The sequence below is a fragment of the Parafilimonas sp. genome, from assembly GCF_047606085.1.
Lineage (GTDB): Bacteria > Bacteroidota > Bacteroidia > Chitinophagales > Chitinophagaceae > Parafilimonas.
In genome coordinates, this window is sequence record NZ_JASGEX010000060.1 from 14,136 (window position 1) to 33,509 (window position 19,374).

16 protein-coding genes are annotated in these 19,374 nt (G+C 39.7%); 4 read left to right on the forward strand and 12 right to left on the reverse strand.

Features of this window, described 5'->3' with window-relative positions; all coding sequences use genetic code 11:
- Positions 1–102: 102 nt before the first annotated feature.
- From QM629_RS05305 to QM629_RS05345, 9 genes are all read right to left on the reverse strand, one after another.
- Entirely contained in the window at positions 103–1,200 is a 1,098-nt protein-coding gene (locus QM629_RS05305) for a glycosyltransferase (protein WP_415157941.1), read from the reverse strand.
- 126 nt (positions 1,201–1,326) lie between these two features.
- Positions 1,327–2,379 (reverse strand): NAD-dependent epimerase, encoded by a 1,053-nt coding sequence (locus QM629_RS05310; RefSeq protein WP_415157943.1) that lies wholly within the window; start codon positions 2,377–2,379, stop codon positions 1,327–1,329.
- Positions 2,380–2,470: 91 nt separating this feature from the next.
- Positions 2,471–3,733, reverse strand: a complete 1,263-nt coding sequence (locus QM629_RS05315; RefSeq protein WP_415157945.1) for a nucleotide sugar dehydrogenase — start codon at positions 3,731–3,733, stop codon at positions 2,471–2,473.
- A 14-nt stretch (positions 3,734–3,747) separates the two neighbouring features.
- Positions 3,748–4,782: a glycosyltransferase gene (locus QM629_RS05320; protein WP_415157947.1), complete on the reverse strand. Its 1,035-nt coding sequence runs from the start codon at positions 4,780–4,782 to the stop codon at positions 3,748–3,750.
- A 58-nt stretch (positions 4,783–4,840) separates the two neighbouring features.
- Positions 4,841–5,941 carry an acyltransferase family protein gene (locus tag QM629_RS05325; RefSeq protein ID WP_415157949.1) on the reverse strand — a complete coding sequence of 367 codons (1,101 nt, stop codon included), beginning with the start codon at positions 5,939–5,941 and terminating at the stop codon, positions 4,841–4,843.
- Complete coding sequence (locus QM629_RS05330; protein WP_415157951.1) at positions 5,942–7,171, reverse strand: O-antigen ligase family protein; 1,230 nt, start codon at positions 7,169–7,171, stop codon at positions 5,942–5,944.
- 61 nt (positions 7,172–7,232) lie between these two features.
- A complete protein-coding gene (locus tag QM629_RS05335; protein WP_415157952.1) occupies positions 7,233–8,684 on the reverse strand; it encodes an oligosaccharide flippase family protein in 1,452 nt (483 codons plus the stop codon).
- A gap of 97 nt (positions 8,685–8,781) precedes the next feature.
- Positions 8,782–11,175: a GumC family protein gene (locus QM629_RS05340; protein WP_415157954.1), complete on the reverse strand. Its 2,394-nt coding sequence runs from the start codon at positions 11,173–11,175 to the stop codon at positions 8,782–8,784.
- A 39-nt stretch (positions 11,176–11,214) separates the two neighbouring features.
- Positions 11,215–12,015, reverse strand: coding sequence for a polysaccharide biosynthesis/export family protein (locus tag QM629_RS05345; RefSeq protein WP_415157956.1), 801 nt, complete (start codon positions 12,013–12,015; stop codon positions 11,215–11,217).
- A 324-nt stretch (positions 12,016–12,339) separates the two neighbouring features.
- Between QM629_RS05345 and QM629_RS05350 the strand changes: the two genes are divergently transcribed.
- The gene (locus QM629_RS05350; RefSeq protein ID WP_415157958.1) at positions 12,340–13,758 is read left to right on the forward strand and encodes an exopolysaccharide biosynthesis polyprenyl glycosylphosphotransferase; all 1,419 of its coding nucleotides are present in this window, start codon (positions 12,340–12,342) and stop codon (positions 13,756–13,758) included.
- A gap of 8 nt (positions 13,759–13,766) precedes the next feature.
- Here QM629_RS05350 and ppk1 read toward each other — a convergent pair whose 3' ends face one another.
- Positions 13,767–15,875: a polyphosphate kinase 1 gene (gene ppk1, locus QM629_RS05355; RefSeq protein ID WP_415157960.1), complete on the reverse strand. Its 2,109-nt coding sequence runs from the start codon at positions 15,873–15,875 to the stop codon at positions 13,767–13,769.
- Between the two features lie 172 nt (positions 15,876–16,047).
- Positions 16,048–16,875, reverse strand: a complete 828-nt coding sequence (map, locus tag QM629_RS05360; protein ID WP_415157962.1) for a type I methionyl aminopeptidase — start codon at positions 16,873–16,875, stop codon at positions 16,048–16,050.
- A 99-nt stretch (positions 16,876–16,974) separates the two neighbouring features.
- Between map and QM629_RS05365 the strand changes: the two genes are divergently transcribed.
- The 3 genes from QM629_RS05365 (at position 16,975) to QM629_RS05375 (ending at position 18,418) form a co-directional block, all read left to right on the forward strand.
- Entirely contained in the window at positions 16,975–17,352 is a 378-nt protein-coding gene (locus QM629_RS05365; protein ID WP_415157964.1) for a GtrA family protein, read from the forward strand.
- 51 nt (positions 17,353–17,403) lie between these two features.
- Positions 17,404–17,934 (forward strand): gamma carbonic anhydrase family protein, encoded by a 531-nt coding sequence (locus QM629_RS05370; RefSeq protein WP_415157966.1) that lies wholly within the window; start codon positions 17,404–17,406, stop codon positions 17,932–17,934.
- A gap of 208 nt (positions 17,935–18,142) precedes the next feature.
- Positions 18,143–18,418: a hypothetical protein gene (locus QM629_RS05375; RefSeq protein WP_415157968.1), complete on the forward strand. Its 276-nt coding sequence runs from the start codon at positions 18,143–18,145 to the stop codon at positions 18,416–18,418.
- Here QM629_RS05375 and rsgA read toward each other — a convergent pair.
- Positions 18,415–19,341, reverse strand: a complete 927-nt coding sequence (gene rsgA, locus QM629_RS05380) for a ribosome small subunit-dependent GTPase A (protein ID WP_415157970.1) — start codon at positions 19,339–19,341, stop codon at positions 18,415–18,417. The two genes, QM629_RS05375 and rsgA, sit on opposite strands and share 4 nt — an antisense overlap.
- Between the last annotated feature and the right edge of the window lie 33 nt (positions 19,342–19,374).

Genomic DNA, 19,374 nt, shown 5'->3' on the forward strand with positions numbered 1-19,374 from the left:
TATGTTGTGCTGTTTTAAGATCCGTTCGGTTCAGTCTGCTCTCATCCATTTTACAAGGCTATACGGGTTTACTTCTGTTCCTAAAAGTTTGTAAGGCATGTATTAAATATTTACAGTGGAATAATGTGTGTATGCTTTAACCATGGAATCAAAATCGAACGATTTTGATTTTTTTTCGATGGCATCTTTATACGATTGATATAACGCAGGGTCTTCCAGACTTTTAACGGCGCTTACCCATGACGCCACTTCCATATCCGGCACAATGATGCCTGCTTTATTGCCGCCATCGGTTAACACTTCCACGTTGGAAGGTATATTGCTTGCAATAATCGGCAGTCCATTATATGCCGCTTCGAATATGGCAAAACCAAATGCCTCGAAAATTGATGAGAACAAAAACACATCGCCGCAGCGCAGGAAATCCGGTACATCGTTCGGTTTAATTTCTCCAAGCAGGTGTACACGGTCAGCGACATTCAGATCATTAATCAGTTTGGATAAATCCTGAAACAGTTCGCCCTGCCCTGCAATTGCCAGGCGGTATCCCGGCAGATAAGGCATCATTTTAATGAGCAGTTGCTGGTTTTTTTGCGGGTGCAGCCTTCCGAGATTGATGAGCAGTTTTGACGAGCCTGTATTAAAATTAAACTTCTTTCTTGCTGCTTCTTTAGTGAGCGCTGATATGCGGGCAGGCACGCCGTTATAAACAACAACAATATTGTCTTTATATTTCTGAGAATAGGAATTGCATGATTCCTTAACTGTTTCTGAAACGGCTATTATTTTAGTATAGTAATTTTTCCCGCCCATGTATTTGTTGAGCAGCTTTGCTAATCTGGGATAAGACCAGGCCGGGTTTCTCATAGTGGCAACACGGTTTTTAACGCCCGCCATAAAGCTTGCTATATGCCCAAGCGTGCTTGCATAGTGCGTATAGCTTATTACGCCGTCAGGTTTTACTTCTTTAAACTTTTTTAGAAGAATAGAAACTATTTTCAGGGCATGGTATATATTGGTGGGTGCAGATTTGTAGATTACTTCAACTTTTTCTTCATCCGTATAAGTATCAGACTTCTTATATATAAACCAGGTCTCGGCATCAATGCCCCTGTTACGCATTTCTTTCGACATGCGTATGGCCGCTCCCTGGGCGCCGCCTGCTTCCATGTGCGTAACAAGATTTATAACTTTTTTCATTGTTTTTGCTTTTATTATTTTATTCAGGATAACAGATTTTTTTGCTTCAGCCATTTTTATTCAAGCGCATTTAAAGCCGTTGTTTTACTGCCGGCAAACGTGAATGCACTTTTAAAGAACAGCCCTTTATATTTTATAATATTCTTTATACCAGTCAATAAACTTTTTTATGCCCTCCTTGATAGAAGTTTTTGGATGATAGCCGAGATCTCTTTTAATGTCGTCAATATCGGCGAACGTAGTAAGCACATCCCCGGGCTGCAGGGGTAAAAACTCTTTCCGGGCAGGTATGCCTAATTCCTGCTCAATAGCCTCTATAAAATCAAGCAGGTTAACCGGTTTATTATTGCCAATGTTATATACCTTATACGGTGCTGACGAAGATGAATTATCCGAGTCAGACTGCTTCCATAAAGCATTTTTTTGTGGCATGGTATTAACAGCCCGCACAATGCCGTCGGTAATATCATCTATATAAGTAAAGTCCCTGAGCATTTTGCCTTCATTGTACACATGCACCGGTTTGCCTTTTATAATAGCGTCAGTAAAAAGAAACAAAGCCATATCCGGCCTTCCCCAGGGGCCATATACCGTAAAAAAGCGAAGGCCTGTAGCAGGCAGGTTAAATAAATGGCTATATACATGCGCCATTAACTCATTGCTTTTTTTACTGGCGGCATATAGCGATACCGGGTGGTCTGTATAGTCTGATGTTTTAAAAGGAATGGAATCGTTTAACCCGTAAACACTGGAGCTGCTTGCATATACAAGGTGCTTTATATTGCACAGCCTGCAGCATTCTAAAATATTCCCAAACCCATTTATATTGCTTCTTATATAAACCTCCGGGTTAATGAGGCTATACCTTACGCCAGCCTGGGCTGCCAGGTTTACCACGGCTTCTATTCCTTCTTCTTTAAATATGCGTTCCAGTTCAGCTTTATTTTCCAGCTCTCCTTTATAAAAAGAACTGGAAGAATATTTGGTGCTTGCAATTTTAGTATAGGCTGGTGCATTCGCTGCTTCAATGCCGCCTGCTTTTAAGCGGGCCATCTTTAAAGAAGGGTCATAATAATCATTAATACTGTCGAACCCTACAACCGTATGGCCGTCTTTCAATAATCTTTCTGCGGTATGAAAGCCTATAAAGCCGGCTGTTCCCGTAATTAGTATGCGCATATCTTAATTATATTTATCCATATTGTAAACCACAAGCAACATAATTTTTTAGACGTGCATCTATGTGGTTTATTTAAAACTATAAACAATTTTACTGGAAAGCGCCGGATAAATCAATCCTGGTGTTGCCTGCATGGTTATCAAGTATTTCAGTAAACTCAGCACATTTGTAAGTAACCACCAGCACATCATCGGGCTGAATCTCCAGATTGGTGTGCGTTATTAATAAGCTTTCAAAATGAGGAAGCGTATTTCTTATGTATTGCAGGTTTGTACCTAACAAAAAAGCTTCTTTAACATAGGGATCATATACCCTTAGTTGCACGCCTTCGCCTATCAGTTTTTTTGCAAGTTTTACAGAAGGGCTTTCCCTTAAATCATCTGTATTGGGCTTGAAGGCAAGGCCAAGCAATATAACCCTGCGGTTTCGCTGTACTTTCAGCACCTGTTTAAAGGCGGCATCAATATGGCCCTCATTGCTTCTTTCAATGGACTCAATCATGGGTAAATCGGCCTGCGATTTTGACTTCAGGTACATCATGCCCCGCACATCTTTTGGCAGGCAGGAGCCGCCATAAGCAAAACCCGGTTTCATATATACAGGCGATACATTAAGCTTCGTGTCTTTCACAATTATATCCATCACTTCACTGCCTGAAATACCGAGCGCATGGGAAAGCCTTCCTATTTCATTGGCAAATACAATTTTTGCGGCATGCCATGTATTGGCAACATATTTTACCATTTCGGCCACTTTAACCGATGTGGCGTAAACCGGCGCCGGTACATTATGATATACCTGTTTCATTAACTGAATCACGTATTCATCATCTGAACCGATGATTGTATAGGCCGGATTATAATAATCTTTTACGGCTGTGCCTTCCCGCAGAAATTCAGGGTTAAAGCCAATCTTAATGCGCGAATCGCCTGTAACCTCACTGGTAATTTTTGTACATGCCTCAGCGGTGCCGGGCGGCACCGTGCTGCGCAGTATGATAACAAATTTGTCTTTATTGCTTTTTACCACATCATTTGCAATCTGGCGGCAAACGCCATAAACATAATTCAGGTTCGGCTCGCCGTTTTCGGCGGTTGGCGTGCCTACGCTTATAAAAGCAATATCCGTTTCAGATACGGCTTCAAAGCTTGCGGATGTTGCCCGGATGCTTTTGCCCTTGTATTCAATTAAAAGCTCCTCAAGGCCGGGTTCAATAATTGGCGACCGGCCTTCGTTTACAAAATTTACCTTTTCTTCATTGGGGTCAACACCAATAACGCGGTGGCCATCTTTTGCCAAACAGGCGATGGAGACGGCGCCTACATATCCTAATCCAAATACGCTGATATCCATAGAACTAATAGATTTTAACTGATTAATAATTTATAAAATGAAAGTGTTTTAAGCGCTACATTTTTCCAGTCCCTGTTTGACATATCCAGTGTCTTTCCGCGTTTAAGCAAAGCCTTTGCCATGGCATCTTCAATAAACGAAGCAGATAAATCCGGATAGCTGAACAACCAGTCGCTGCCGTATTCCGTTACAATTTCCTGTATGCTTTCATGTGCAGGAACTATTACCGGCTTATTAAAAGATAAAGCCAGCAGCAGGCTGCCGGAATTAAGAATATCTTTATATGGAAGCACTACTAAATCGGCCGCATTGAAGTAAACCTGCAGTTCATCATCAGGTATAAACCTGATATGCAGTTGCACTCTTTTATCTTTTACCAGCCCATGCAGGTATTCGCCATAGCTTTCATTTGCTTTGCCAACTGAACCGGCTATTATAAACCTGTATTGTTCATCCGTTGTTTGCTCAAACACCTTTAAAAATTCTTCAATCCCTTTGTAAGACCTTATCTGGCCAAGAAATAAAAACACTTTCGCCTCTTCATTTAAATTCAGCTTTTGCCTTGCATCATAAAAGCTCATTGTGTTTTCATAAGAAGTTTTATAATGGCCACGCGGAATAAGTGCACGCCTGGTGTTTTTTAAAGCGGGATATTTTTCCACCGCTTTATCTGATGTTTTACTGTTCATGACAATAATACCATCCAGCATTTTTGTGAACAGCTTAAAATGAAAGGCTTCAAGCCCGGGCATTTTCTTTTCGTGCGATGCAAGATTGTGCACCGTCCATACTATTTTGGAACCTTTCATTTTTGAGAGCCGGATAAGAAAATTAAAAACGGCTACGTATCCAACCGCCCTGGAAAAGCCTTTTCTCAGCTTATTGCTTTCGGGCCAATGCACATGTACAATATCATATCTGTTCTTTAAAATATTAGCAGTGGAAAACTCCTGCACCACATTTCCTTCAGCAATTATGGCTGTGTATAATAAATACTGATGGGGATTTTTGTCCTTATTTTTAAATGCGGGGAATGCTGCGATTTTCATTTAAAATATGATATATGGTTTTAAATATGGATATAGTAAAAACAGCTATAACAGGCTGCTACACGTTCGAACCAAATTTCCTTCTCAAATTATTTATTGGCAGTTCAATAAAATTATAACTTATTAAACTTAGTATTATGCCTATGGGAATAGCAACACTTAGCCAGTCTAATCTAAACCTGTCTTGTGAAATAAAGTGCAACGCTATGCACACACCTAACCAATGAAACAGATAAACGGAATAACTGAGTTTTCCAATATAAACTAATATTTTATTTGACAAGGCCTTCATTAATAAAGCATATCGCGAATGATACAATACGGCGGGTATTGTTATAAATAAAGCTATGCCTTGCAAAGAGTAAATAAATGTGAGTGAAAAAAACTCGTTTTGAAATCTTAAGCTGCATATTAAAATAATACAGGCAGCTATAAATACTACCGGCATACCAACAAACCGTAAAAAGCTGCCCGACTTATCCATATCCAGGCATAATGAGGCCAGACAGCCGAACATGATGGCATCTAATCTTGTATCGCTCAATGAATAAATTCTATGGTCTAAAAAATCTATATTGCCTGCATAATTTAATGCTAAATAAATACGCCACAAAAGAGAAAGCAGTATGATAACCAGCATTACAATTAATAAATTTTTTCTTCTATTGTACAGCGCCAAAAAAAGAACCGGGAAAAAGATATAAAAATGTTCTTCTACAGCCAGAGACCAAACAATATCAAAAAATTTTGAGCAGGCAGATCCGTCTGATGGAGGCCCAAAAAAAACGGCATAGTAATTCCTGAAATATAAAAGCACTGACAAAGGGTCTATTAAATTAATCCTGCACCCAATAAGATACATGGTTAACAAACTAAGGCATATCATGGTTATTAAAGCAGGATAAAGCCTTAATATCCTCCTTATATAAAACTTTTTCAGGTTAACAGTTCTGGTTTTGTTGAACTCAACAATCAATAGCCTGCATATTAATAACCCGCTTATGAAAAAAAATAATGTTACGCCAAACCTGCCTCCAAAAGTTATTTTAACGCCATAATGCCCTAATAAAACCATCAAAATTGCCAGGCCCCGGATACCATCGAGCGCCGGGATATAATATTTGTGTGCAACCTGCTGGCCTGTAAGTGATTTTACCATTTATACCCTCATCTTTTTTTGATTATAAAAACAAAAAGTAAAGACTATTAATACCCAGAATATATTATTTGCTTTTAAAACACAGCTTTCCTCAAAATTGTAAATGAGGAGCACTGTGCTAAACATAAGCCCCCAGCTATAAATCTCCTGTTTCAACAGGGCATACCGGTAAATGAATCTTGCATAATACTTGAGAAAGAGAATTATAAACAGGGCCAACCCAAGCAGGCCCAAGTCTAAGGCAATATCAAAATAACCGTTATGAGATTGTATTGGCTCCCATCCCACTGCGGCCCACACCAATGCAGAAGGGCCGCTATTACCTAACCAAAATCCACCTAACCCATATCCCAAAAAAGGTTTCCTGGCAATAGCAATTGAAAGTTGCGACCACAAAATGGTACGCCCTGTCAGGGTTGGGTCCTTGCCTAAGCCTATTAAAATTTGCTGGTAATTGTTTAGTAAATAATATACAATCACTGATCCTGTTAATATAAAAACCAGCACAGACACTGCAAATAAATTTGCTTTTAATTTTAGCGACCGGAAGACCTGGTTTATAAAGACTGTTACAAATGATATGATAAGCGCTCCCATTGACTGGGACTTAATAATTAAAAAAACTGAAAATAAAATAATATAGAGTGCCCTTTTCCTTACTTTCTTATCATAGCGCACTAAAACAAGCGTGCATACGATATTAATAACCATCATTCTCCCCAAATGATTTTTATGAATAAAAACACCTCTCCATGCACCTTCATGCAAATCATGCATTATTCCATAAGATGGCAGCAACAGCGCAGCCAGCAGGGAGAATATTCCGGTAATATTTAAAGCAATGCTTATTATTCTCAATACACCGGTTAAAGAATAATTTTGAACTAAATACAAACCTAAAAGGGTTGAGCCATAAAGCGATATTGTTTTTCGCAATGTTACTAAAGGCACATCGCTCCATAAGGAAGAAAGCAACATTAGTAAAATAAAAAAAAGCAGTATTTTATTTTCATTAAGCAGCGCTAACATGGAGCCTATCTGCTTAGCAGAAAGAATAATAACAGTTACATAAACCAATATCCAAAAAATTTGAGCGCCTAAGTTGCCAGCTTCTGCATCCACATCGGCTGTGCCGGAGTCTGTAATAGAACCTCCATTAAGAACGGTTAAAAAAGCCCCGGAAAGAAAGATAAAAACTATTATAAGGAATAGCTTTTTGGGGTAAATCATAATCCTATTTCTGGTTATATTTTGCAATGTTCTAATTGGTAAAAAAATTAATAATTCGCTATTAATTACCGGAGTAATTAAAACTTACTTTTTTATTGGTTAAATCAACTTTTAAAATCCCTGAAACCGAAAGGATTAAACAATAAATTATCAGCCCGATAAAAACAAGCACAAACAATCCTGTTTTGCCGGGTATATATGCTTTCAGGAAATAGATGCCTGCGCCCATTAAAACCGAGGCAATCAAAATTTTTATACTGCCCGTTTTTGGAAATGGCATTGTATAAGAAAACCTGCTTACCATGCAGCTAACCACCAATGCAATTGCAAAGCTTGCCAGCGTGGAATAAATGGCGCCCATGATACCTATTGAAGGGATTAAAACAATATTCAATATTACATTGACTGCTGCTGCTGCAATAACTGACCATATCTGCAAATGGGTTTTTTTGCCCAACTGAAAGCTTTGGTCAATATAAAAATTCTTTAAGCCGGCTACAAATGAGCCGATTGCGATCATAGGAACGATAACGGTAACTTCTTTAATAAAAAGCCTGCCCACAAATACTTCAGCAATGCGATCCGCCAGCACAGCCATGCCAATGGCTGCCGGCAACGATACCGCAATAAGCAAAATAAAATTGTCTGATAGCTGCACATTGGCTTCTTCCACGCCATGCTGTTCCAGGGCGCGCACGGCAAGCGGATAACTTGCCAGGTTCATAGAGGTCATTATTACCCAGAGGCTTTGCCTTGCCAAATCGTAGCCAACAGCATACATGCCGGTAGCGGAATCGCCCATGTAGTATTTAATAAAATAGCGGTCGGAACTGTTGATAATGAAGGTCATGGCATAAGACAACGTTATTGGCAAACCGAACCGGAGGGATGTTTTAAAATAAGCGTTATCAATGTTCCTGAAATTAGATGCCAGCCTGCTGATGAAGGGCCTGAAAAATATCAATGATACAATAATGTCTGCAGATAATATCCCTACAATCAGTCCCCATGCACCCATGTGAAAATAAGCAAGTGTGCTGCCCAGCAAAATGGCGGCAACGGATTTTACAATGAATGCAGCAGCATATTTGGTTGGTTTAAGATTAGAGCGGAAATATTCAAGGCTTATTTCAAAAAAGGCTTCAAACCATAAAAGGATTACGCCAAACAAAAGCAATTGCGAGAGTGTTTTATCTTCCCTGTTAAAAAAATAATATACCGCAGCTATAATAACGGAAAGCAGGCTTGATAAAACAAACCCTAAGCTTATGCTTGCGTACAATCTTCCCTGGTCTTCCTCTGTTTTGCTTTTGGGCAAAAACCGCAATAAAACCAACCGTAACCACTGGTATAATACCGTATTGAATAAAGTAACGCTTGCAGACACCAAAGCATACACGCCATACTCTGAAGGTACCAGCAGCCTTGTGTAAATGGTAATTGCGAAAAAGTTTACAAGACCCGTTAATCCCCTGCCTAAAAAATAAATTAAACTATGCTTGCCTTGCTTCATTAATATCAACTTAATTTAATTATAAAAACCGGCACATTTTAAATTGCCTCCATGGCAAGCAATCGGTAATACGCGGAATATATAATTCACAATATATTTACCGCATTTTTTTTAAAAGGCCTTTTTTTTCCTTGCTATTACCGTAACCATAAGCGTCGCCTCCATAACCATAACCATAGCCGTAGCCATAACCATAGGAAGTGCTTTTTGATACATCATTAATAATGATGTACATATTCTTAAGCTTATCTGTTTTCCTCAGTTCGCTTATGATGTTTAACTGGGTTTTAAAGGTATATCCCTGCCTTATTACATACAGGTTGGTATCAGCATATTTGGCAAGTATTTGTGCATCTGTTACAAGACCAATAGGCGGAGCATCTATAATCACAATGTCAAACAATTGTTTTACTTCATTAAACAGCTCGCTTATTTTAGGCGTTACCAAAAGCTCTACCGGGTTTGGCGGTATGGGGCCCGAACTTAACAGGAATAAATTAGGATCAATTCCTGAAGGTTTAATTATCTCTTCAATACTGATATTGGATATAGCATAATTGGTAATGCCTTTCGTATTGTCCAGCTGCAGATAAGATGATATTTTAGGCTTCCTCAGGTCAAATTCCATCAGCAGTACTTTTTTTCCGGAAAGCGCGTATGTTGTTGACAGATTTAAGGCAATAAAAGATTTTCCTTCGGCGCTCATGCTGGAAGTAACCAGTATAACAGGGTGGGAAATGTTGCCCACTACAAACTGAAGGTTTGTTTTGAATGAGCGGAATTGCTCGGAAACAACCGAGCGTGCATTTTCTTTAATTGCTATTACGCCGGTTTCGTTACTATGGCTTATTTCAGCTAAAATGGTGGCGCCGTTCGCGCCTTCTTCAATATCTTTTCTCGTAAATATTTTGTTGGAGATGGCATTTTTCAAAAGCAGGTAAACAAACGGCAGGGCTACGCCCACCACAAAAGCGCCCGCCAGGAAAATAATTTTTTTGGGAAAATAGGGGAGGAACTCAGATTTGGGCGTTTCTATCACTCTTGCACCCGCTATATTTGATGCTTTTGTGATAGCTGTTTGTTCCCGCTGCTGCATTAAGAACAGCAAAAGCCCTTCCTTAACTTTTTGCTGCCTGTCAAGATCAAGGTAAACCCTTTCCTGCCCGGGCACTTTTTTTACATAGCTTTCTATCTGCCTGTTTTCTCCCACAATCTTATCCCGGCCAATAGTAAGGGCCTTCTTTTGATTTTGCAGGTTATTAATAAGGTCCCTGCGTGTGTTTTTGATCTGTGTTTCTATGTTAAGCCTTTTAGGGTTGTCTTCTGTTGATGACAGCGACAGCCTGTCTCTTTGCATTTGCAGGGAATTATAATTCTGCAGAAGGGCCAGGAAATTCGGGTCCTGCGACACGGTAATTGCAGGCGCCGGGCGGTAAATGTTTTTTTCATCCATTACATATTGCAAAGCCGCATCCACCACATTAATCTGCACTTCTGCATCCACCAGTTTCCTGTTATAGTCGGTGGCATTTTCCACCAGCGCCTGCGATTGTGTTTGTATATCTGTAATGTTATTTGCCTGTTTAAAGCCTTGTATATTTCCTTCCACCTGGCTCAGGTCGCCGTTCACTATCTGCAGCCGGCTGTCAATAAAGCTTATTGTACTGTCTGATATCCGGTTCTTTTCATTCAGGTTATTCTGAATGTATTCATCAATCAATGTGCTCAATATATCTTCTCCTTTCTGCTGTATGTCTGAATTATACACTATATTTATTACAGTGGCCAGTTGATCAGGCTGTGTAATTTGAATATTCGTTAAAAATTTTTCTATGGTTGCATCCACAGAGCTCACCTTAAACTCTCCATCGGAGGTAAGAAAGGGCTGCCCGGTTTTTGTTACATAAAAACTGCCTATTGCGGTTTTAAAAACATCATTGAATTTTCCTGTAAAAGAAGTGTCAATATCCGTGCTGCTTATGCTGAAAGTATTGAAGGAAGAATCAAATTCAATTTTAAAATCAATAGCCGAAGTAAGCGTATCAGACAGGTTAAGGAAATTTACCTGGTATGGATGGGCCTGGTAGGTCTCTTTGCTGGCAATAATACCGGGCGCATAATAGGTGATATTTAAATGCATCGTATCTACCACGGCCTTAATCAGATCGCGGCTTTCCAGTATGGCCATTTCGTTGTTCACATTGCTTTGCCCGCCAAATATGCCGGAAAGGTCAGGCACCAAAGCAGATACCCCGCTGAACATGCTATTGGCGGAAGAACTGTTTTTTGAATCGTCCTGGATTAGTATTTGTGAGTGCACATGGTACTTTGAAGGAACGATCAGCAAAAAAAGAAAAGTGGCTGAAAGCGCTATAATAACAGATATAAGGATCAGTTTCCAGTTATTCACAAAAAGGCCGATGATGTTTTTAATATCAAAACCGCTTTCTGTTGTTTCCGTATTGGGATTTGTATTAAGATTTGTATCCATAGTCTTTACAGGATGATTGTTAATTAAAACGGATTGATTTTATTTAACCCTTGTTGCAATCACTATTAATAATGACAACACGGATGCTGCAATTGCATAATTTCTTGTTCGGTAAGAATCCAATGTATAAGCCTTGGCTTTATTAGGCTCTACATATAATACATCGCCTTGTTTGAGGAAATAATAAGGTGAGCTGACGAGGTCTTTGGAATTAAGGTTAAGCCTGATAAATTTTCTTATATCGCCCGTGTCTTTCCTAATTAACAATACATTCTCCCGCCTGCCATAAATTGTTAGGTCGCCTGCCATGCCCAAAGCATCCAAAACCGTAACTTCTTCATTAGGCACCACGAATGTAGAGGGATGGTTTACTTCCCCGATCACCGTTATTTTAAAATTATTATACCGCACATCAACTGTTGACTGGGTATAATATTTATCAATACGGCTTTTAATGCTATCCCTGGCCTGCTGTGTGGTATATCCTTCTACCTTTATCTTGCCCACTACAGGTAAAATTATGCACCCGTCTTTATCAACCAATAAGCCGGAAGTTACCTGGTTGCCTGCCATTGAATTACTGTTTGCCCCTACGGCGGCAACCGTAGTGTTCACGGCAGAAAAAAGCACATTTGCTTCGGGGTCTAATGTTTGGATGTTTATAAACAGGAGGTCATCTGGCTTTATTAACGGGTTTTTGAACGGCACAGAAACGGTTTCGGCTTCCTTCAGCGAATCGGGAAGGTCTTCAAAATAAGTGATGTTTTTAGGCGCTACGCACGAAGTAAATAAAACTACAGCGGTAGCTAAAAGTATCAACCCTGATTTAAAATTTATCATGAATTTTTTGTGTTTATAACATGCCGGAAAAAATGTAGTTAAGCAGCGTTCCGAAATTACAAAGATCATTGATTGAGCAATAAAGCAAAATCTTTTACACGTGGATCATAACGAAACGATAGTAAAGTAATGCTATAACCGGAACCTTTATAGTAGCAGTAATGGTGTTGATAAGGCCTTTGAATTTGCATTAATATCAATATTAAATATGTTTTTTATAACTTTTATGAACTTGCCTGCATTGATAAAAAATTTATGAAATTTTTATGTTGGCATGCAGCAAAGATAATATCTTTACGCAGAATTCTCAATACTCTACTTTCTATGGATTTTATAGATTTTAAAAAAGCAGCAAGTTTAAAAGTCATCACCAACACCAGTGATTTTGTAGTTATTCAATTATCTCTGGTTATTGCTTATGTTATCAGCCACCCGGAAAATCTGCCCTTTTTTTCCATTGATTCTGTGCTGGTTTGCCTTGCTGCAATTGGCATTTGGATAGCGTGCGGCTGGTTTTCAAAGCTGTATGCCACCCGGACTTTTTATAAAATAGAAGGTGTATATATGGCATCTATTAAAGCAGCGGCTGTTTACGGGGGCATATTGTTTACAGTTATCTTTTTTTCTTCTTTTCCGGAGCAGAAGTTTCTTTTTATCTATTCTCTTGTGCTTTTCTTTTTGTTTGTTATAAGCAGGTTCTTTCTTACTTATTTATCAGAGTTTGTATTTGGGCTGCTTAAATTTAAAAAAAATGTTGCAATCATAGGTTATGATGAAAGGGCTCAAATGCTGGCCAGCTATTTTAACAGGGATGACAAGAGTTATTCTTTTTCGGGTTATTTTGAAGATCATTCCAATTTTACCGTTAATGCCAAAGGGGAAATAATTGGCCCCATTGATAATTGTATTAATTATGCCGTTGAAAATAATATTACGGAAATATATTCCACGCTGTCACCCTCACAAATTGAAACGGTACTGCATGACGCAGAAAAAAATTGTGTGCGCATACGCTTTATTAAGGAGGCTGATATAAAATCTTTTGAATTAAAATCAAATTCACATACTTATTCAGTGATGTATCACCCGGTTGCCTTCTTTCAGGATTATACGATCGTTCAAACACGCAGGGAACCGCTTGAGCAGTTAGGCAATCGCATTAAAAAAAGGCTTGCAGATATAATTATCAGTTCTATTGTTATCATTACAATACTCTCATGGCTTATACCTATAGTAGCCATACTGATTAAGCTCGATTCCAGGGGGCCTGTTTTTTTTATCCAAAAAAGAGCCGGCAGGAATAACAGGAGCTTCAATATTTTTAAATTCCGAACCATGGTTTCAGAGTCAGGGACGGATTATAAACAGGCGGTAAAAAATGACCCCAGGGTAACCAAAGTGGGCGGATTTTTAAGAAAAACGAGCATTGACGAAATGCCGCAATTCATTAATGTATTCCTGGGCAACATGAGCTTTACAGGGCCACGCCCGCATCCGCTTAAATTAAATGATGAGTACATGGATACAATACAGAGTTATATGGCAAGGCATTTTGTAAAACCAGGCATTACCGGCTGGGCCCAGGCAAATGGCTACAGGGGCGAAACTGAAACAATGGAAATAATGCAGAGAAGAATTGAATACGACCTGTGGTATATTGAAAACTGGTCTTTGATGCTGGATATAAAAATATTATTTCTTACAGTCATCAACTTTGTTAAGGGCGATAAAAACGCCTATTAAAAGTTTTACTACACAACCACCACATCCGGTATTTCGGGCATATCGGGCTGCATTGCAGGTTTTGCAGGCCATGCTTTTTTGTACAGGTAATTATAGGTTTCAATCTGCGACCGTATTTTTTTGCCGGGTGTGCGCACATAATTGTTATCTAAATTATTATCAAGAATGCGTGCCTTTATATTATCTCTTAATTGAATGCCGAGAATATCTTTTATTTCCTGGCAAAGGATTTTGTTTTTTACCGGTAAGGCAGCTTCAATGCGATGGTCGAGATTGCGAATCATCCAGTCGGCAGAAGATATAAAGATTTTTTCCCTGCCACCGTTTTCAAATATGATCACACGGGAATGTTCAAGGTACTCATCTACAATGCTTATAGACTTTACATGATGGTGCCATTTCTTATGTTTCAGCTTAGCACAGCATATACCGCGGATGATAAGGTTAAGGCTTACGCCCGCATCAGCAGCTTCATATAGTTTCCATATCAGTTGAGGGTCGCTGAGGGAATTTACTTTTAAGGTAATGGAGGCTTTTCTTTTGGCTTTTGCATTTTTTATTTCTGTGTTTATCAATTGCGTAAGCTGTTGGCGCATGGATGTTGGGCAAACCATGAGTGTTTTACAGGCGTCCAGGTATTTAATCCTGGAAGCATTCTCCAGGTATTTGAAAATACGGTTGATATCAGCCATTACATTCCTGTTGCCGGTAAGCACACAGGCGTCTGCATACACTTTTGCTGTTTTTTCATTCAGGTTGCCTGTGCTTACAAAACCATACTGAATTGTTTTTTTATTGCTGCGCTTGGTAATCATACAAAGCTTGGCATGCACTTTCATATTCGGTATGCCCAATAATACCTTAACGCCTTCCTCTTCCAGGCGCTCTTTCCATTCCAGGTTATCTTCCTCATTAAAGCGGGCACGCAGCTCAAGCATTACCGTTACTGCTTTACCATTGCGAACAGCATTAATAAGCGCATTGATCACTTTTGAATTGGATGCGAGCCGGTAAGCTGTTATTTTTATTGAAATTACTTCGGGGTCCATTGCAGCTTCACGCAATAAATCAATAACGGAGTTAAAGGAATGATGGGGGAAGTGCAGCAGTACATCATGTTTTAATATAACATCGGTAACCCTTGATGAATTTACAAACGCGGGGTGTGTAAAAGGCTCCCGCCGCAGGCTTTTATGCTTAAACACATCCGGAAAATCCATGAAATGCCTGAAGTTATGAATGCGGCCGCCCGGAATGATATTATCCATCCTCGACAGGTGCAGCTTCTTCATCAGGTATTCAAGCAGGCCTGAATCCATTTCTTTATCAAATACAAAACGGGTGGGCTTGCCTATGCGCCTGTTTTTAATGCCTTTCTGTATCTTTTGAACGAGCGACGTAGTCAGATCATTGTCAATATCCAATTCCGCATCTTTGGTAACCTTAAAAACATACGAATCGAATTTTGTGTAATTAAAGTAAGAAAAAATATAGGGCAGGTTAAAGCGGATGATGTCTTCCAGTAAGATAATATGATGCTGGCCATCCGGCGCCGGCAGCTGGATAAAACGTCCGATGATGCGGCTGGGCACTTCTATCAAAGCATATTTCTGCTGGTACGCCGTATCCTGCCTGCGCATAACCACACCGAGGTAAATGCTTTTTTCCCGCAGGTAAGGCAGCTGGGGAAGGCTTTCAATCATTAAAGGGATAATGTTTGAGCGTACTTCTTCTTCAAAAAAAGTTTTTACAAACTGCTGCTGTTGCCGGCTGAGCTTTTTTTCATCAACCAAAAAAACACCCTGTTCCTGCATTTCTTTTAAAATACCCTGCCATATCCGGTTAAACTCATTCTGCTGATCAAGCACAATCATTTGAATTTGTTCCACAATGCTTTGCGGGTTTTCTTCCAGGTGCATATTGCTTTTTTTGCCGCCCAGTTCTATCATTCGCTTCAGCGTGGCAACGCGCACACGGAAAAATTCATCCATATTGTTTGAATGGATACCCAGAAAACGGATACGTTCTCTCAATGGTACAGACGGGTCTGCGGCTTCCTGTAATACCCTTGCATTAAAACTAAGCCAGCTTATATCTCTGGGAATTAAATTTTTCATAGACGATTTTCAAATATAATGATGCCTCTAAGATGGAAGCGGGCGCTTATATGAATTGATTGTTATTTTCCTGCAGCAGGTTGCCACCCTTAAAATCAGCAACTTTATGGTTAAGTTATTATAACTGAACAACTGAAGTTATTCCAAAATGTTGTTATAACCGGAAATTTTATTAAACGGGCTCCGCCAGCCTTTGTGTGTAGTGCAATGTATTTAAATTAATATTAGCCTGTTCGGCTTTTTCAATAATTGAATAATCGGAGAGAATAAGGGCTTTATTTTTTTTCACGCAAACATCGTGTTCAAAATGAACGGAAGGTTTGCCATCGCGGGTGCGCACCGTCCATCCGTCTGCATCTGTATAAACATCTTTGGTTCCCATGTTTATCATGGGCTCAATTGCCAGTACCGCATTTTCTTTCAGCCTGGGGCCGTTGCCACGCTTGCCATAATTAGGCACCTGCGGGTCTTCGTGCAGGCTTCTGCCAAGGCCGTGGCCTACCAGTTCGCGCACCACGCCGTAACCATGCCTGCGTTCGGTATGCTCCTGTATGGCATACGAAATATCTCCCACACGGTTTCCAGAAACGGCTTTTTCAATTCCCTTGTATAGCGACTCTTTGGTTACGCGCATTAACTGCAATACGTCTTCATTTGCCTCACCTAATAAGAATGTATAGGCATGATCGCCGTGCCAGCCGTTTAATATCACGCCAAAATCAATGGAAATAATATCTCCTTCCTCTAATGGAATGTTATTGGGAAAACCATGTACCACCACATCGTTTACCGAGGCACAGATGGTATATGGATAGCCGTGGTAATTTAAAAATGAGGGAATAGCTTTATGGTCGCGGATAAATTCGGCGCACAACCTGTCAACCTGCATGGTGGTAATGCCAGGTTTAAGCATGGCGGCAACTTCTGTAAGTGTTTGGCTTACAAGCCTTGCACTTTGTTTCATCAGATCAATCTCTGCATCTGTTTTATATAATATCATATTGTATCTTCTGCTCAGGTTTGCAAATTTCACGAAAAAAATTCAACCTTACACCATTAAAGTTCATTACGTCATTCATGGCAGCCTTTATTTTGCGCCATGGAATTTCTAAACAAAATACTGAAGTTCGGCATAGTTGGCTTTATCGGAATGCTGGTTGACTTCTTCGTAACCTGGTTATTGAAAGAAAAACTCAAAATAAATAAGTACATAGCCAACAGCCTTGGTTTTACCTGTGCCGTGATCAATAATTTTTATCTTAACCTTAAATGGACCTTCCAGGTGAGCGGCAACACGAATATTTTTTTCATAAAATTTATACTTATTTCAGTGGTGGGCCTGGCACTGAACAATATGTTTGTGTATTTGTTTAATGAGCGGTTCTCCGTAAACTTTTATGTTTCTAAGGCGCTGGCTGTGCTTTGCGTTTTTGCCTGGAATTTTACTGCCAATAATTATTTTAATTTTCATGCATGATGCCGGCCTTTAACATAATGGTTACCTTTGGTACAAATAAAAATCCGCAGCATGGCGTTCATCCTTCCTTGTCTTGATAAATTTCCCTTGTTCGGCTCAAATTGTTTTGTTGCGCCCAATGCTACAATTGCAGGCGATGTGGTTATGGGCGATGAATGCAGTGTGTGGTTTAATGCCGTTGTGCGAGGCGATGTGAATTATATAAAAACAGGCAACAGGGTTAATGTGCAGGACGGAGCCATTATTCATTGCACCTACCAGAAAAACGGTACGGAAATAGGGAGCAATGTATCTATAGGGCATAATGCCATTGTACATGGCTGTATAATAGAAGACGATGTGCTGATAGGCATGGGCGCCATTGTAATGGACAGGTGTATCATAAAAAGCAATTCTATAGTTGCCGCCGGCGCCATAGTGCTTGAGGGCACTGTGGTGGAATCGGGTTCCATTTATGCAGGCATACCGGCAAAAAAAGTAAAAGATATTGCAACCGAAAGCATACACAGCGAAATTGAGCGGATCGCTAAAAATTATACAAAATATTCTTCCTGGTTTTCTGAATATAATGCAGCAAAATAAATTATGTTATTGTCTAATAACTGTTGACTGTTGGCCGCAATTAAAACTTACTGTTTTTTTGAAAAACCCGGGGCAGCGAGTGTTTCCCCAATTAAAAGTCGCAACGATTAATACACCTGTGTTAATTCATTGCAATTTAAAGAGTTGAGGAAACGCTTATGCCAATTATGGAATAAATATTGTTTAAAGCAATGCTAACTAATATTATATGAAACCATTTGAGTACAGCACCTTTACCGAAACAGTTATTAGTGAAGACGGAACCCTGCAGGATTTTTATCGTCTGGCTGGTGTATTGAGTAAAACCCGCCATGTGCACCTGATGTCGAAGGAAGATGATGCCATGGTTGTAGAATGGCACTACAAATACCGGGGCGATGCATTGTCGCTTCAGTACAGCGTTTACAATGGCGTTACGCTCTTGTACAATGGCAAAGACAGGAAGAATGCCGATAAAATTGCCGGCCGTTTAAAAAATGGCTAATAATCATTTTCAGGAATAGATTCAAGGATGTTATAATAACTTATATAACGTTCCATAGTAATTTTGCCCGCCTCCACAGCCTCCTTAACAGCACAGCCCGGCTCCTCCACATGCAAACAATTATTAAACCTGCACCGCTGCAATAAAACCCGCATTTCAGGAAAATAATGGGAGAGTTCCGTCCTCTCCATGTTAGTGAGGGCAAATTCACGAATGCCGGGTGTATCAATTATCTTTCCTCCAAAAGACAGGTCGTACATTTCGGCAAAGGTTGTTGTATGCATGCCTTTGCCGCTCCAGTTACTTACCTCTTTCGTGCGAAGCCCCAATTGCGGAAGCAGGTAATTCATAACCGTTGATTTTCCTGTACCGCTATGCCCGTAAACAAGGGTTGTATTGTTTTTCAGTATATCCTTTACAGCATCCAGGCCTTCCCAGGTTTTCATGCTCATGGTATAAACCGGGTAATCAATAGCTTCATATATCCTTTTTAATTTTTCAAATGTTTCCCATTCTTTTTTTCTGTAAATATCTGTTTTATTAAAAACAATGATTGAGGAAATGTGGTAGGCTTCGGCAGCTACGAGGCATCTGTCAATAAAACCCTGGGATGTTCTTGGTTCCTTTAAAGTGGCGAGCAATAAAGCCTGGCTTATATTGGAGGCAATAATGTGCTGCTGCTTTTTATTGCGCGGAGAGTTACGGGCTATATAATTTTTTCTTTCGTGAATAGCATGAACGATTGCATTGTTGCCGGCGGCATCTTCCGGTTCTATTTCAACAATATCACCTACCGCAACAGGATTGGTTGATGTGATGTCATCAATTTTAAAAATTCCTTTTATGCGTGCATTGTAAATTGCACCGTCGTCGGTTTTTGCTGTGTACCAACTGCCTGTTGATTTATAGATTCTCGCAAGCATTTAACGAAGATAGAGGAAGGCTTTTGATAAACA

Bases quoted from the DNA above. Each gene is read 5' to 3' on its own strand.
- QM629_RS05305 (WP_415157941.1), bottom strand. From the start codon at position 1,200: ATGAAAAAAGTTATAAATCTTGTTACGCACATGGAAGCAGGCGGCGCC.
- QM629_RS05310 (WP_415157943.1), bottom strand. From the start codon at position 2,379: ATGCGCATACTAATTACGGGAACAGCCGGCTTTATAGGCTTTCATACC.
- QM629_RS05315 (WP_415157945.1), bottom strand. From the start codon at position 3,733: ATGGATATCAGCGTATTTGGATTAGGATATGTAGGCGCCGTCTCCATC.
- QM629_RS05320 (WP_415157947.1), bottom strand. From the start codon at position 4,782: ATGAAAATCGCAGCATTCCCCGCATTTAAAAATAAGGACAAAAATCCC.
- QM629_RS05325 (WP_415157949.1), bottom strand. From the start codon at position 5,941: ATGGTAAAATCACTTACAGGCCAGCAGGTTGCACACAAATATTATATC.
- QM629_RS05330 (WP_415157951.1), bottom strand. From the start codon at position 7,171: ATGATTTACCCCAAAAAGCTATTCCTTATAATAGTTTTTATCTTTCTT.
- QM629_RS05335 (WP_415157952.1), bottom strand. From the start codon at position 8,684: ATGAAGCAAGGCAAGCATAGTTTAATTTATTTTTTAGGCAGGGGATTA.
- QM629_RS05340 (WP_415157954.1), bottom strand. From the start codon at position 11,175: ATGGATACAAATCTTAATACAAATCCCAATACGGAAACAACAGAAAGC.
- QM629_RS05345 (WP_415157956.1), bottom strand. From the start codon at position 12,015: ATGATAAATTTTAAATCAGGGTTGATACTTTTAGCTACCGCTGTAGTT.
- QM629_RS05350 (WP_415157958.1), top strand. From the start codon at position 12,340: ATGGATTTTATAGATTTTAAAAAAGCAGCAAGTTTAAAAGTCATCACC.
- ppk1 (WP_415157960.1), bottom strand. From the start codon at position 15,875: ATGAAAAATTTAATTCCCAGAGATATAAGCTGGCTTAGTTTTAATGCA.
- map (WP_415157962.1), bottom strand. From the start codon at position 16,875: ATGATATTATATAAAACAGATGCAGAGATTGATCTGATGAAACAAAGT.
- QM629_RS05365 (WP_415157964.1), top strand. From the start codon at position 16,975: ATGGAATTTCTAAACAAAATACTGAAGTTCGGCATAGTTGGCTTTATC.
- QM629_RS05370 (WP_415157966.1), top strand. From the start codon at position 17,404: ATGGCGTTCATCCTTCCTTGTCTTGATAAATTTCCCTTGTTCGGCTCA.
- QM629_RS05375 (WP_415157968.1), top strand. From the start codon at position 18,143: ATGAAACCATTTGAGTACAGCACCTTTACCGAAACAGTTATTAGTGAA.
- rsgA (WP_415157970.1), bottom strand. From the start codon at position 19,341: ATGCTTGCGAGAATCTATAAATCAACAGGCAGTTGGTACACAGCAAAA.